Below are 15,531 nucleotides of genomic sequence, written 5' to 3'. Positions count from 1 at the left end.
TCATGGCAACGGCACACGCATTTGTTATAACGACTCGGCGTTCCGAAACTTGAAAGAATCGAGAGCCGGTCGAGTGTCATTGCGCTCCGGAAAGCCCAATCGGGGTCCCATTTTGGTCGCAACCCACGTCGAGGCGGTTCTGATGGGTGGCCATGCGGACGAGCCGACGACTGAAACGCGCGTGCCCGGCAGCAATCGACAAAGAATCGACCACCGCCGGGCACGTCTGACACTTCGTTGCAAAGCGTCAGTTACAACCTGCCATCACGACAAGTGATGCACCTCCTGCAGGCCAAACACCGGCGTCGGAATCCCCTCCATCCTCGCCTTAAGCTGCAGCGATAAATACTGCGAGTAGTGCCGCGACTGATGCAGGTTCCCGCCATGGAACCACAATGCCTCTTGCTGCGTAGGTTTCCACATGTTGCGCTGCTCGCCTTCCCACGGCCCCGGGTCTTTAGTCGTATCCGATCCCAGCCCCCACACCTTCCCGACCTTATCCGCCACCTCGCGCGAAATCAGATCCGCAGCCCAGCCATTCATCGACCCATATCCCGTCGCGTACACAATCAAATCCGCCTCAAGCTCGCTACCGTCGCTAAGCACCACCGAATGCTCTTTCAACTCGACCACATCCACGTCGCTCTTCAGCTTGATCTTGCCGTCGGCGACTAGCTCGGAAGCGCCCACGTCGATGTAATAACCCGACCCACGCCGCAAATACTTCATGAACAGACCCGAGTCGTCGTCGCCGAAATCGAGCATGAAACCTCTCTTCTCCAGCCGATCATAAAACTCCGCATCACGCTCCCTGATCGCGTTATAAACCGGTATCTGAAACTCGTGCATGATCTTGTACGGAATCGATGCAAACGTCAGGTCGGCCTTCATCGTGGTCATCCCCGCCGCCACTGCACGCTCCGAGTAAAGGTCGCCGAGCGCCAACTCCATCAACGAATTCGATCTGACTATGTGTGTGGACGAACGCTGCACCATCGTCACGTCCACGCCCGCTTCCCACAGCGCCGCGCAAATATCGTGCGACGAATTATTCGCGCCGATCACAACAACCTTCTTGCCACGGTAAGCATCCGGTCCCGGATGTTTCGACGAATGATGTTGCTCGCCCTTGAACACATCCATGCCCTTGAACTTCGGCATATTCGGCTTTCCCGACATACCGGTTGCAAGCACGAGTTGCTTCGGCCGAAGCGTCAGCTTTTCGCCGCCGCGCTCGACTTCCACAATCCATTCGCCCGCGGCCTCGTCGTATCGTGCGGACGTGCACGCGGTCGACCCCCAGTAGTTCAACTCCATCACCTTCGTGTACATCTCGAGCCAGTCGCCGATCTTGTCCTTCGGCGAAAACACCGGCCAGTTGTCGGGAAACGGCAGATACGGCATGTGGTCGTACCAAACCGGATCATGCAGACAAAGTGTTTTATAACGAGCACGCCAGGCATCGCCGGGCCGCTCGTTCTTATCAACGATAATCGCCGGCACACCAAGTTGCCGCAGCCGCGCGCCTAGCGCAATGCCGCCCTGTCCACCACCGACAACCAGACAATACGGCTGCTTCTCATAACCCAGCGCCTCAAGCTCCGCCTCGCGATCCTCTTTCCAGCTCGTCCGGTCCGTACGCGCGCCGTGCTCGGCGCCCATCGGGCGCTTGAAGCCTTTGGGTTCTTCATGGCCCTTGAGTTCGGTCATGGTGGTGAGCAGCGTCCAGATCTTGCCGTCCTTCACGCGAATAAACCCCGTACCACGCGCGACGCCGGTTTCGAACGTGATCCACGCCTGCGTCACGCCGTCCGCCTCGGTCGCCGTTTCGTTGTCCGCGATCTTCACTTTCGATGGCTTGACCGTGTTCAACTGCGCATCCAGCATCGCGGCAATCTGCTCGCGGCCCTCCATCGTCTTGATGTTCCAGGTGAACGCGACCAGGTCGCGCCAATAACCATCGGGCTGGAATAGCGCAACGGCAGCCGCCGTGTCGCCGCTTTTCAGTGCAGCTTCGAATGTCTCCAGAATGTTGGAGATGGTTTGGTTCGGATTACGTTCAGGCATGGTCGCTCCTCCATGAAATACGGATTACTGAATATCGATTGATATCGATCAAAAAAATACGGGTTCTGTGCCCGTCAAAACCGCCAAGTTGCTGCTAACGCCTGTGCGGCGCCACTATTCCAAACTTCGCGATACGTCTATATAACGTCGCCCGCGATATTCCCAATGCCTGCGCAGCGAGAACTGGGCGCCACTTTGCATCGGTCATCGCGGCAACAATGCGGCTGCATTCGAGTGTTTCGCTTTCAGACAACGCGGGTTGTGTCGCCGGTGTATTGGCTTCACGCGGAGGCACCGGCGTGCTTCGGGACGAACGTATAACGGGCGGCCTCACGCGCGCATGCAGCGGCGCGCCTGAACCGATCAATCTGAATGAAATGAGATCACGTCCGGGGCGGACATCGAGCAGACGTTCGGCGCGGATATCGAAGAGTTCGGAGACGTGACGCGGCAACTGATCCAGTCCTGGCACGCATTCCCTCGCGCGCCGGTTTGCAGCAATCGCATAACCGCGTGCATCGAAAGCGATAAGGATTTCCGGCTGCGCTTCCACGTAATGCCGGCTGCGATGTGCAAGCAGGACCCAGCAGTGTGTTGTGGCGTTGAGAAAGAAACCATCCTCGATCAGCAACGCACTTTGCCGCACGATATGGTTGACCAGCCGCTGACTCTCGCGCTCTTCAGGCGAACGCACAGCGGACGCATCCAGCACACCGATCAACTCACCTTGCACGCCGAAGATAGGCGATGCACTACAGGTCAGCGTGGTGAACGCCGCGCGAAAATGGTCGGTCTTGTGAACGGTTATCGGCTCGGCGTCGAGCAGCACCGACGCAACGCCGCATGTCCCTTCTTCGCGCTCCGACCAGCACGAGCCCGGATACAGACCCGCACGCTTGAACTCATGACGGCGATCGCGGTCCACCCGATAGTCGATGGTCACGCCCTCCGCGTCCGTCAGCATCACGCAGTAGTCAGCCTCACGCACGGTCTCATGCAAACGCGACAGACATTGACCCGATGCACGCAGCACTGTTTCTTCGCGCTGCTGGACATTGCGTAATTCGGGTACGGTCAGAATGCGCGGGCCGATGGTCGCGCCCGGATCGAGATGATATTGCTCCAGCGACCTTCTATACGATGAAGCCAGCCGCGACGCATCGGCACCTGGACTGCTCATGCGCCCTTCGATCACGTTGCGCACGCGATCGATATGTCTGGTCTGCGAAACATACGGCATGAAGAGTCTCCGGCGGATTCGGTGCGCTCGCGCCACTCATGACACGTTGCAACCCGAAAACTTAAGCGCATGGTGACGTTTTAACATGCGTGTTCCGGGAGATCACACCGCAGTGCACCATCGTTGTTGGTGAGACGTTCGTCTCACCAACAACGATGTTACCGACGCCGCGTTTCGTCGAGCGCAGCCATCTTCCGGTACAGCGTATTGCGCGATACCCCAAGCATCCGCGCCGCCGCCGAGATGTTGCCGGCATGCGTTTCGAGCGCCGCTGCGACGGCAGACAACGCGAGATCATCCAGCCGCGCGCTGTCCTTGACAAGCGACAACGTGACCGCTTGCACGCTCTCTGCGGCACGGTCGTCATCGAAGAAATCTTGCGGCAGATGATCAAGACCCACGCACGTTTCATCGTCGTCGAGCATGGCGCATGCGGTCCTCAGGACGTTAGCGAGTTGCCGGAAGTTTCCAGGCCATTGATGCCGCGTGAACGCCGCCAGGACCTCGGGTGAAACCCTGATTGGCGCACCGCTCGTGCGCTCGGCGCGCAGGATTTTTTCTACCGTCACCGCAAGATCGGTGCGCTGGCGCAGCGGCGGCAGCGTCACCAGCAGACCGTTGATCCGGTAGTACAGATCCTCGCGAAACTCTCCCCGCGTGACACGCTCGCGCAGATTGCGATTGGTCGCACAAATCAGGGCGAAATCGACGGGCAGGGCGCGCGTGCTGCCAAGCGGCGTCACCGTACGCTCTTGCAGCACGCGCAGTAAACGGCTTTGCAATGAGAATGGCATATCGCCGATTTCATCGAGGAATAAGGTCCCGCCATCGGCTTGCAGAATCTTGCCGCACGCACCGCGCTTCGACGCGCCGGTAAACGCGCCCTCCTCATAGCCGAACAATTCGGCTTCTATCAGCGTGTCCGGGATCGATGCGCAATTCACTGCAACAAACGGCCCGCTGCTGCGCGGCGAATCACGATGTACCGCGCTCGCCAGAACATCCTTGCCGGTGCCCGTCTCGCCGCCGATCAGGATCGGAATGTTTTTACCGATCACCTTGCGCACCCGCTCCACGAGCGCGGCGACCTGGGCATCGCCGGTCATCAGGTAACGCAGACCCGAGAGTTTCGGCTGCGGTTCCGGTAGGTGTTTGCGCGCGACGACATCGGTGACATCGCGTGTCTCCGCAGAGAGCGCGACAGCCGTCGAGCGCCTTAGCTCCACGCTCGCAAACACGTTGACGCCGCTGTGCAGGCGCAGCGAAATCGTGCGGTCGACGGCCGCGTTCGTGCCGCTGCGCATCCGGTCGATCAGCTCGCCACACGAGACGTCGAACAATGACGACAAGGTATGCGCTCGCAACGAAGCAAGCGGCAAACCGAATTGAAATTGGGCGCTGCGATTAGCCGATAGAAACCGGCCATCGGCCCTGAACGCAGCAATGCCTTCCATCAACGTGCCGATAAACTCGGGCCGTCCATGGAAATGAATTCGTAATGCTTCAGGAAAGGCGCTGGTGAACAAATGGTTCTCGATCATCTGCGCCGACATCTTGGCAAGCGCCATCGTGTGGCGGCTATGACCGCGACAATCGCCGGTCACATCGAGGACACCTAGCAGCTCGCCGAATGGATCGAGAATCGGCACGCTCGAACACGCGAGGAACCGGTTCGCGCGCAGGTAATGCTGGTCGCCGAGCACCATGGTGGCATCGCCCGCGGCAATGGCCGTGCCGATAGCGTTGGTGCCCTGCTGCTGCTCGCTCCACAACGCACCGGGCCGCAGCGCGACACGATCGGCACGGGCGAGGAAATCGTCGTCGCCGAGCGAATGCAGGATCAGCCCTTCTGAATCGGTCAGTACGACCATGCTATGGGTGTTCGCGATCTGCCCGTAGAGTGTTTCTATGACGGGCAGCGCATGTGTACAGAGCGCGTGGTTCTGCTCGCGCTTGAGCAGGAGATCGGCTTCAACGAGCACACCATAATCGGGCCGCATGGTGTCCGACAGCCCGAAGCTGCGGGAACGCTCATGCGATAGCTTGATGATATCCAGCCCTTCCATACGGCCGGCAGGGTCGCTGGCCAACATCGCGGATCGGCTTGATCCACTTGAACGGTCGATAGAAACCGGGTTCATAAGCATTGTCTCCTCCACCAGCATTCGCGGAAGGAGTCGGTCGTCAGCTCCGTCCGTCGCGTGGTCGATGGACACAATGTACCACTGCACCGGTTTTCAACCTGCGACGTGCTCAACCGGATGGCGTTCGAGCCAAGCGGATTCGGCGTCGTCGAAAAGACGCGATCGCGTGAGAAAACGCAAACCGCTAGGGCGTTCCAGAGAAAACATGCCGCCATTGCCCGGCACGCAATCAATGATCAATTGGGTGTGCTGCCAGTACTCGAATTGCGATTCGCTCATGTAGAACGGCACGCCGGCAAGCTCGCCGAGTTTGACATCCGATGAACCGACCATGAATTCGGCGACGGGGAAACACATGGGCGCGCTGCCGTCGCAGCAACCGCCGGACTGATGGAACAACACCTGCCCGTGTTCGGCCTTCAGCGTCTCGATCAAATCAATCGCCGCTGGTGTGGCGACCACGCGCGAAACTTCTTCTTCGGTCATAAGGGTTTCCACTGAGCCACTGAATACGCAATATGGCGAGCCGCCAAGCGGCCCGCCATGTCGATCAAATGACCGCTTCGATCAGAAGAAACCGAGCGGCTTCTGGCTATAACTCACCAACAGGTTTTTCGTCTGCTGATAGTGGTCGAGCATCATCTTGTGATTTTCCCGGCCAATGCCCGACTGCTTGTAACCGCCGAACGCCGCATGCGCCGGATATGCGTGATAGCAGTTGGTCCACACGCGGCCAGCCTGGATGTCGCGGCCGAACCGGTAGGCGCGCGTACCGTCGCGCGTCCACACGCCCGCACCGAGGCCATAGAGCGTGTCATTGGCGATTTCCAGCGCTTGCGCTTCGTCCTTGAAGGTTGTCACCGATACCACCGGCCCGAAGATTTCCTCCTGGAAGATGCGCATCTTGTTGTGACCGCGGAAGACCGTCGGCTTCACGTAATAACCGTTCTTCAACTCGCCGTCGAGCGTATTGCGTTCGCCACCGATCAGGCATTCAGCGCCCTCTTGCTTGCCGAGATCGATATACGACAGGATCTTTTCGAGTTGCTCCTGGGAAGCTTGCGCGCCGATCATCGTCTTCGAGTCGAGCGGATGCCCCTGGCTGATCGCCGCCACACGCTTGAGCGCGCGTTCCATGAAGCGGTCGTAGATGCTCTCTTCGATCAACACCCGCGACGGGCACGTGCAGACCTCGCCCTGATTCAACGCGAACATGGCGAAACCTTCGAGTGCCTTGTCGAAGTAGCTGTCGTCTGCGTTCATGACATCGGCGAAGAAAATGTTCGGGCTCTTGCCGCCGAGTTCGAGCGTCACCGGAATCAGGTTCTGGCTGGCGTATTGCATGATCAGCCGGCCGGTCGTGGTCTCGCCGGTGAACGCAATCTTCGCAATCCGCTTATTCGATGCCAGCGGTTTACCCGCCTCCAATCCAAAGCCATTGACCACGTTAAGCACGCCGGCCGGCAGCAGGTCTTCAATCAACTCGAGCAGCACGAGTATCGAAGCAGGCGTCTGCTCAGCGGGCTTCAGCACCACGCAATTACCAGCGGCCAGCGCCGGCGCGAGTTTCCATACCGCCATCAGGATCGGGAAATTCCACGGAATGATCTGGCCCACCACGCCTAGCGGCTCGTGAAAATGGTACGCGACCGTGTCTTCATCGATCTGCGAAATCGAGCCTTCCTGCGCTCGCGCACAGCCGGCGAAATAGCGGAAATGATCGATAGCCAGCGGGATATCGGCGGCCATGGTTTCGCGCAGCGGCTTGCCGTTGTCGATGGTCTCCGCCACCGCAATGCGCACCAGATTCGCTTCCATCCGGTCTGCGATCTTGTTCAGGATGTTGGCTCGCTCTGTGGACGAGGTCTTGCCCCAGGCGGTCTTGGCCTTGTGCGCTGCGTCGAGCGCCAGTTCGATATCGGCTTCGCGCGAGCGCGGGATGGAGGTGAACGCTTCACCGGTGATGGGCGAAATGTTATCGAAATATTCGCCGCCTGCCGGCTTGACCCATTGACCACCGATGAAGTTGCCATACTGCTTTTTGTACGGGAATTCGGTGTTCAAAAACTGCATTTCGGCGTGATTCATGTGCGTGCTCCTCGCATGTCGGTGAGAGTGACCGCCGCGACTATGATTGCCGCGACCGGTGGGAGCATGCTTGCGAGATGTGTGCCAACGAACAGGTCGCAAGAATACACACGCGTTGCCCGGGTTTAAGGGCTAAGCGCGGATTGGGGCAAGCGTTCCGTTTCGGAACACCCGTGCAAAGAACTGTAATGAAACGGAACAGCGATCCGCGCGTCGAGGACGACGGGCGGGAAATTGTGATCGCGGCCCTGGCGTTTCGTAATATGTGGGACTAGCCACGGTAAACGCCTCCTACTGGGCGGTCGGCTTTTTGCCCTCACTATTCAAATTGAAGACACGCGTGGTCAAGGTGTCGAGCATCCGGAAAAAACCATCGGCTGCATAGCCCGCAAGAAAGGCAAGTCCGGAAGCCGTGAGAGTAATGACCCCGGCACCCGAACTCACCTGTGACGCGACCGACGAAGGGCTGAAGAACAAGCCGACCGCGACTCCCGCCATCAGCCCTAGCGGGACGCGCATCAACGCGAGGGCCTCGTCCCTGGGCGCCAGCAAGTTATCCGTGATCTTGTTGCCAATGTCGCGCAGCATTGAGGCAATAGTCCCCACTAACGCAAAGAGGATTGGCAAGACGTAGCTCGCATAAGCTGACAACACCAGGGTGATGGACTGAATAGCCTCCTGCCGGCTGCTATCGCGCTGCCGCGCTTTAGCGTCCCCAAGCGACGGGTTGGCCTGTGTAGCCTGACTCTGCCACTCACCCCTTCCTACAGCGGTCGGAAAAACCAGCATGAGGAGGCTTGAAGGGAGGCTGTTGGCGAAGGTCGTGGCGTCAGCAATGGACATGTCATAACGCGCCTGAATGTAGGACCAGTCGTTGCATAGCAGCCGGATCGAGTTGGTCTGGTTTTCGATCTCCTTGGCGTCGCACCGCTCCGGCACTGTTTTGCGGCTTGATAGGGTTTTGCCGTCGAGAGGCACCGCCGCATTCTCCTTGTCGATCTCCGCATAGATTGCTCGCGTTATTTCGGTTGCACGTTTTCCGTCTTCCTCGAAACGCGAAGTGATCTGCACGCCATAAGTCACGAGCCATAGCAAGATGGCGGCAAGCAGAGTAACGAATGCGCCAACGCCGGTATAGAGCTTGTGAACCCAGCGAAACCGCTTGGCACTTCCGACCAGCCCCGGGTAAGCCTCTCTCGCAACGGACGCACGGGTCTGACTGTCCCTCTCGTCCTTGGTCGCGTGTTGCAGCGGGCGTTGCTCTTCCACAAAAATGTAGGTGTACGCGATCGTCAATCCCGTCGCCGGATACGCAAGGCTGTTCAGCCTGTCCTTGACGTAAAAGAGCAGCGTGGCGTCGTATGCTTTGTCCGCTGAAGGCGCGGCCGGCGGATAGCGGAGCTTGCATACCCACTTGATCGTGTCGAAGGCATCAAGGGTATTTTTACCGTTGTCGAGCGTCGACGTAACTACGGCGGGCGACCAAAGTGTCTTGATCAGTGTTTGTATTGCTGACCCGGGCTTCGGTGCGTCGGCAACCGGCTTTGGGATTTTGCCGTCGAGGTCCCATATATGCGCATTCGGGCGGCCGGAAATAAAGTCGAGCAGCAAATGCACTTCGTTCAGTTCGCGCTTGAAGATCAATTCGTCGAACGTGCCCGGGATGTTGTTCGAATTCAAAGACGTCATCGCTGACCTCGATTTATTTTTAAAAAGGCCGATATGTCGGCACGCGCAGTCATGCTGCCAGCGTCTGACTGCTGGAGATCCGAGCGCAACCCCTCTACCTCACCGGAGGGCGACGCCGTGAGGACAAGTCGACCGCCGGTCTGCGCGTTGCATGACCCATGCTTTATGGATTGCTGGCCCACCTTCGTTGAGCCACTGCATCGAAAAGCTCGCTACACCTTCCTTGATCCAGCTGTGTCGGGCTGAATGGGCAAGCCTGGTAACGAGTCAAAAAAGACGAACCGCCCGACAGCCGATTTTTCGATTCGCCGAATGCAGTCTTCGGTCTGGCCGTCATCGGTTCAGGGGATCAAGACAGTTTTAAAAAAGTGTCACGATTCCTGAATCCGAAGCATTCTGTCGTCATCCTCAACATTAGAATATGTTTAAAAACACGCATCCAACTTGCCCTTGGTTATGCGGTTTAGCGCACATACGCCTTGACGCAAAGAGTTGATTTTCTAGGCTGGCTCTGAGCAACGCATGTCCTGGAAAGTGGTGACCTTGCGCGTCTCGCTGCGGGCCCGTGCGAAGTATCAGGAGAACGTCATGACCCCGCGCACCGTATGTGATGCTGCAGTGAGCCTTGTAAAGCAATACGAGGGCATTCCAGGATTCGGCGACGGCAGCGGGACAATTCGCCCGTACCTCGATCCCGTCGGAATCTGGACCATTGGCTGGGGACATGCCATTGAAAGCGGCGGGCACTTTCTCAGGGGAAATGGAGCGCTTCCCGAAGTCAAGGCACTGTATCCCGGCGGAATTACCGTCGCGCAGGCAGAAACGCTCTTGCAAAGCGATCTCATGCAGGCCGGTGCAGGTGTCCTTGCATCCGTCTCGGTAGCGCTCAATGACAATCAGTATGGTGCGCTGACCAGCTTCACCTTTAACCTCGGCCTGGGCAATCTTCGCTCGTCCACCTTGCTCACCGAACTTAACGCGGGGAATTTTGCGGGTGCCGCAGATCAGTTTCTTCGCTGGTGCCGCGCAAACGGTTCCGTGCTTCCCGGTCTGCTCAAACGCAGAACCGCCGAGCGAAGCCTGTTTCTTCAAGCGCCTCCCCCGCCGCCCGCTTTGCCCATTCAGTAAGGCAATTTGCAATCCCAACCCACAATTGCGGCCGGCCACGCCGGGTAAGCGAGGACGGTTCGCGCAGCCCGCCGGACTACTCCAAAAAGCTGGAGGTTATATGAAGCTACCTTGTCACGGCGCCGCTGCGCTGCTTGTGCCGATACTGCTATGCGCCGCCGCGCAGGCTGGCGCGCAAACCAGCGGCGGCATCAACGGCTCGCTTGGCGATGTCATCAAAGTTCCTATTACAACTCCCTGCCCTGCGCAGTCCGTCGTCCAGAAATATACGCTGATGGTGGATGGCGATAACACCGGTATAACGGCGCAGGGATGCTCCGGGGACCCCAACACCGTGTCGTTTCTCCTGAGCAGGACAACCGACACGCCAGCGTCAGCGAATACAGCGGCGTGGCACAGACTGACCGGCTTTCCATGGCAAGGCAACGGTTCGTCGCTCGTCCGGGAACTGCCGGTCGGCGTGGCCGATGCAAACGGCAATGCTGTCGGTGCGCCGAACGCCACGCTGAAATTCCTCTGGTCGCCGGTATGGAGAATTGCGGTGGCCGCCCTCGTGGCCATCGCGACCGTGGCGCTTTTCATCTATCTGGGTGCGACTACAGCCTTGCTGCGCGATGTCGGCGCAGAGACCACGGTGCCCTTCAGAAGCCGCACCTTCAGCCTCGCCCGCACGCAGATGGCGTGGTGGACAGCAGTCATTGTCGTGTCCTATGTGTTCGAGTGGGTGGCGCTAGGAGCGATCCCCTCCTTATCGGGGCAAGCGCTCGTTCTCATGGGTATCTACAGTGTGCTCGGGATGACGTCACGGGGCGTGGATTTGTCGCGGCGGACCGCGTTTCCCGCAACGACCCCGCACTTTTTCGCGGACCTGACCAGCGACGAAGGCGGCGTCGCCGTGCATCGGCTGCAGATGCTTATCTTCACCGTTGTAGTCGGGCTGATGTTTCTTTATCAGGTATTCACCACCTGCTCGATGCCCGCGTTCGACGCGAACACGCTCGCGCTGCTTGGCATCAGTGGCGCGACTTACATCGGTTTCAAAACGACCGAAGCACAGCCTAAGCCAGAGAGCGCGACAACAACAGCCGGTGTCTCATTGGATGGCCTCAAGTCGGGCTATTCCACTGGCGACGCCCAGTCCTGATTCGCAGCGCAACTCACTGCCGCATAAATCGAAAGGAGACGTCACGTCCAAGAATATTGTCTTCTGTACCGACGGCACCTGGAACGGCCCGAACTCGGACGATCAGGACGACGTTCTCGAGACCACGAATGTGTGGAAGCTGTTCCTCAATATCGCGGGCGACCAGCGCAACAGCCGCAGCGACGGCCGCTGCGTTCGTCTTTGGAGACGAGCCCACGATGGTGGATTAGCCATACAAGCCGGCTTGATACTCCATGACCCGCAGCACATCGGCGCGGCAGGGTCGGGCTCGATAACAACGCACAGAACAGCCGGCGCCCTTACTGTCCCCTGTAGAGAGACGTTGTGTCCACCGGGACTTGTGGGGCACCTGCTTGCGAGCTGCCGCTGGACGACGTCCCGTAGTCGCTGTTTTGCGGAGCGGCTTTTGCCATCGCCTGATTCTGCTCGGCCACCTTCGCTAACGCAGTTTGCAGGTCAGTGGGGTACGTCGTGTCGCCGGCGCTTCCGTCATATCCGGCTGCACGAAGCTGGGCGAGTTCAGCGCGCACTTGCTCGCGAGTGATGGGTCCGCTCTGTTGAGCGAACGAAATGATCGGCGCGGTCAGGGCCGAGACAGAGACAGCGAGGACCGCATAGATCGACGATTTCATATTTACCTCCAGAAAGTGTTGTCCTGCGCCTGAGAGCCAGATTCGCAGGGAATGTCCCCGGTTTGATAAAAAGTAATCGTCGGTGTTACACACGATTAATAACGTTTCTTAAATGCCATGTAACGCCGACACAAGCATGCGTACGCGGGACCGTGCACCCTTCCCGTCAACCACGCGCTTTAACCGCTCAACCACTTAGCCGGATGAAGCGCCCGCTACACACGCTTAAGTCAAACACTCGACCGATGAAAACAATAAGGAATATTGGTTGGAAGTTCAGAGCTGGCTTCCGTCATTGTCTTTGCGAAGGAAGGTCACCGATCGATGACTGTAGTGTCGTCGTCGGCCGTCGCGGCCGAAACCATGCAGATGGGGGATAAGCGAAGCATTTTGGGAGGGGAGAGGGAGCCCGGCAAAGGGAGGGATGCTGGCCCTCGCCCCCGCGTAGCGGTGGCTGCACTGTTAGCGGCGGTCAAACCGTCTGACGTTCGACGATATGAAACCCCACGTCGGTCACGTTCGCTTCCTTCACGCCTTTCAGGCGCTCTAGCAAACAGCGCGCAGCGCTCACACCAATACGCGTGCCGTCCACGCCCACCGTCGTCAATTGCGGGCTCGTTTCCGAGGCGAATTCCAGATCGCCGAAGCCGCAGATGGCCAGTTGCGACGGCACATCGATACCTCGGCGTTTCGCCTCGCCAAGCACGCCAATGGCAAGCAGATCCGAGCCACAGAATACAGCGTCGAGTTGCGGCGTCTGCTCCAGAAGTTGCGGCAACGAGGTCTTGCCGATGGACACCGAACTGGGCGGCGCGACAATCACCTCGGCTATGTCGTGAATCCCTGCACGTGCCAGCCGCTCGCGAAAGCCGGTGATACGCGCGATCGCGCGGTCGTCGTTGGCCGACACCAGGCCCGGATGCAAAACGCCACGCGCCAGGAACCGCTCGGCCACCGCTTCACCCACCCGATAATGCGAGAAACCGACGAGCATATCGATCGGCGTATCCGTCATGTCCCACGTTTCCACTATCGGAATGCCCACATTGCGCAGCCGTTCGCGCAACGAATCCGTATGCGCGACGCCCGTCAGCAACACGCCTTCAGGACGGCGGCTCAGGACTGCGTCGAGCAACGTTTCTTCGCTGGAATCGCTGTAGCCGCTCAGCGCGAGCAACACCTGGTAACCCGCCTTCGACATGGTCTCGCTGAACACCTGGATAGTCTCGGAGAACAGCGAGTGCGCGATGGTCGGGACAATGGCCGCGATCAGCCGCGATTTCGACGACGACAATCCACCCGCCAGCCGGTTCGGCACGTAGCCGAGCTTGTGCACGACCTGGCGCACGCGTTCAAGCGTTTCTGGCGCGACCGATTCCGGATTGTTGAAGACGCGCGACACCGTGATGGGCGAGACGCCCGCGACAGCCGCGACATCGGTAATGCGCAGCCCCTTCGGACCGCCACGCGAGCGCTTGACGGGCGCAGGCGGAGCTTCGTCCTGCGAGTCGGCGGGATAGGCGGTCGGCTTGTCGTTCGGCATGGTTCTCGTGGTCGTTGAAAGGCTTGACGCAGCTATTGTAGTCAACGCGGCGGAGCTTGCCTTGTCATAGGAACGATAGCGCTGCTCCCTACGCCGTTTCCACTCGACGCCCATTATCCGGCTCCGGCATACCGGCAGGGCGCTTGCGACGAATCAGGATCAGCGTAACGACGCCGAACGTAAAGAGACACGCGGCGGGAATCAGCATGGGCGCCTTCGTGCTGCCGCTGGTCTGCCGTACCCACGGCACCAGGTTCTGTGCGATGAAACCGCCCACGTTACCCAGCGAATTGATCGCGGCTATTCCCGCTGCGGCGCGTGCGCCAGTCAGGAACTTGGGCGGCAACGTCCAGAAACAGGGGAGCAGCAAATACATGCATGGCGCGCCAAGACTCAACGCGATAAAGCGCGCTGTATTGGTCGGCAGGAAGACGCTGCCGAGAAAGAACATCACGCCCAGTACAGACGCGCAGAGCATCGCGGTCATGGTGCGGTCGCTCGCGCGCAACTTCGACGGCAACCATACCAGCACGATAGTCGCGAGCAGCCACGGCACGATGTTGATCAGACCATTGACGGTATTGCTGACACCAAATCCCTTGACCAGCGTCGGCAGCCAGTAGCTCACGCCATACACCGACATGGACAGCATCATGTAATACAACGCCATGCCGATCACGCGCGGCTCGGTCAGCACGCTCAGGAAATTTGTCTTGCCCGCTTCGGTTTGCGCCGCGAGTGCGCGTTCATTGTCGAGGGCATCGGCGAGCCATTTCTTTTCAGCATCCGTCATGAATTTCGCTTTGAGCGGAGACTCCGGCAGATACAGCAGCACCACAGCGGTCAGAAGGATCGACGGTATGCCCGTCACAATAAATACAAGCTGCCAGCCTTGCAGACCGAAGAGTCCGCCCTTGTCGAGCAGCCAGCCGCAGATAGGCGCGCCGACCATGTTGCCGAGACTGCTGCCGACGGTGAAATAACCGAGCATCCGCACGCGATGCCGCGATGGAAACCACAAGGTCAGGTAATAGATCACGCCCGGATAAAGCCCCGCTTCGGAAGCACCTAGCAGGAAACGCAGCACGTAGAACGTCGTGGCGTTTTTCGTGAACGCGAGCAGCACGGTGACAATGCCCCACGTCAGCATGATCCGTGCGATCCATCGCGGCGCGCCGTACTTGTGCAGCAGCACGTTGCTCGGCACCTCGAATATCAGATAGCCGATGAAAAACAGGGACGCGCCAAGCCCGTACGCTACCTCGCTCAAACCGAGACTGCCCAGCATCTGCAGCTTGGCGAAGCTGATATTCGAGCGGTCGATATACGCGATCAGATACAGCAGGCCCAGAAGCGGCATCAGCCTGAACGCCAGCCGGTTGATCAGCGGTGTTTCGTCTATCGCATGCGCGACGGGATTAACAGCAGTATTCACGAGGTCTCCTGCGCTCGCTGACTCCCAGCGGGCCGTTATATGTACAACGTCTGCGCGTTATTGTTTTTGTGCGCGCCATTGCGCGTAGGCCGCGAGCGTTTCTTCGTTCGGCGGATAGGTGCCGCGCAACGGCCTGCCTTCATCGATACGTTGCGAGATGAAAATTTCCAGTTGCTCCTGTTCGGTCGCATCGCGCGCAACGTCTTCCGCCATTTCGCGCGGCACGATCACGACGCCGTCCACATCGGCGACGACGATATCGCCCGGATACACCGCCACGCCGCCGCACGCGATCGGCACGTTCATATCCACCGCGTGATGTTTGGCGAGGTTCAGCGGCGCGCTCGCGCCCGCGCACCACAGCGGCAGGCCGAGGCCGGAGATCGTGCCGCTGTCGCGC

Annotated in this window: 12 protein-coding genes; 2 read left to right on the top strand and 10 right to left on the bottom strand. The window is 59.2% G+C overall.

All coding sequences use genetic code 11. The features are described 5' to 3' along the window. Positions 1-264: 264 nt before the first annotated feature. The 6 genes from EOS_RS23140 to EOS_RS23115 all read right to left on the bottom strand — a co-directional run bounded on the left by EOS_RS23140 (position 265) and on the right by EOS_RS23115 (position 9,183). Complete coding sequence (locus EOS_RS23140; RefSeq protein WP_047849047.1) at positions 265-2,067, bottom strand: NAD(P)/FAD-dependent oxidoreductase; 1,803 nt, start codon at positions 2,065-2,067, stop codon at positions 265-267. Positions 2,068-2,161: 94 nt separating this feature from the next. Then, complete coding sequence (locus tag EOS_RS23135) at positions 2,162-3,307, bottom strand: GAF domain-containing protein (protein ID WP_047849046.1); 1,146 nt, start codon at positions 3,305-3,307, stop codon at positions 2,162-2,164. Between the two features lie 158 nt (positions 3,308-3,465). Continuing rightward, positions 3,466-5,400: a sigma-54-dependent Fis family transcriptional regulator gene (locus tag EOS_RS23130; RefSeq protein ID WP_047849071.1), complete on the bottom strand. Its 1,935-nt coding sequence runs from the start codon at positions 5,398-5,400 to the stop codon at positions 3,466-3,468. 144 nt (positions 5,401-5,544) lie between these two features. Continuing rightward, entirely contained in the window at positions 5,545-5,937 is a 393-nt protein-coding gene (locus EOS_RS23125) for a DUF779 domain-containing protein (RefSeq protein WP_047849045.1), read from the bottom strand. An 81-nt stretch (positions 5,938-6,018) separates the two neighbouring features. After that, positions 6,019-7,539, bottom strand: coding sequence for an aldehyde dehydrogenase (gene adh, locus EOS_RS23120; RefSeq protein ID WP_047849044.1), 1,521 nt, complete (start codon positions 7,537-7,539; stop codon positions 6,019-6,021). A gap of 291 nt (positions 7,540-7,830) precedes the next feature. Beyond that, a complete protein-coding gene (locus tag EOS_RS23115; protein ID WP_160312521.1) occupies positions 7,831-9,183 on the bottom strand; it encodes a hypothetical protein in 1,353 nt (450 codons plus the stop codon). A 582-nt stretch (positions 9,184-9,765) separates the two neighbouring features. On the opposite strand from EOS_RS23115, the gene EOS_RS23110 reads away from it, so the two are divergent. After that, positions 9,766-10,356 carry a lysozyme gene (locus EOS_RS23110; RefSeq protein WP_235442931.1) on the top strand — a complete coding sequence of 197 codons (591 nt, stop codon included), beginning with the start codon at positions 9,766-9,768 and terminating at the stop codon, positions 10,354-10,356. Positions 10,357-10,456: 100 nt separating this feature from the next. Further along, entirely contained in the window at positions 10,457-11,500 is a 1,044-nt protein-coding gene (locus EOS_RS23105) for a hypothetical protein (protein WP_047849042.1), read from the top strand. Between the two features lie 320 nt (positions 11,501-11,820). On the opposite strand, the gene EOS_RS23100 is transcribed toward EOS_RS23105, so the two are convergent. The 4 genes from EOS_RS23100 to EOS_RS23085 all read right to left on the bottom strand — a co-directional run. After that, positions 11,821-12,153, bottom strand: coding sequence for a DUF4148 domain-containing protein (locus EOS_RS23100; protein ID WP_047849041.1), 333 nt, complete (start codon positions 12,151-12,153; stop codon positions 11,821-11,823). Positions 12,154-12,625: 472 nt separating this feature from the next. Beyond that, entirely contained in the window at positions 12,626-13,696 is a 1,071-nt protein-coding gene (locus tag EOS_RS23095) for a LacI family DNA-binding transcriptional regulator (RefSeq protein ID WP_047849040.1), read from the bottom strand. 88 nt (positions 13,697-13,784) lie between these two features. After that, positions 13,785-15,056, bottom strand: a complete 1,272-nt coding sequence (locus EOS_RS23090; RefSeq protein WP_200908690.1) for an MFS transporter — start codon at positions 15,054-15,056, stop codon at positions 13,785-13,787. A gap of 132 nt (positions 15,057-15,188) precedes the next feature. Further along, positions 15,189-15,531 (bottom strand): RraA family protein (locus EOS_RS23085; protein ID WP_047849038.1); only part of this gene is annotated, 343 nt, incomplete at its 5' end.

The sequence above is a fragment of the Caballeronia mineralivorans PML1(12) genome, assembly GCF_001028175.1.
Classification (GTDB): domain Bacteria; phylum Pseudomonadota; class Gammaproteobacteria; order Burkholderiales; family Burkholderiaceae; genus Caballeronia; species Caballeronia mineralivorans.
Note: the sequence above shows the minus strand (reverse complement) of the source record. Positions and strands in the feature narration are given on the sequence as shown.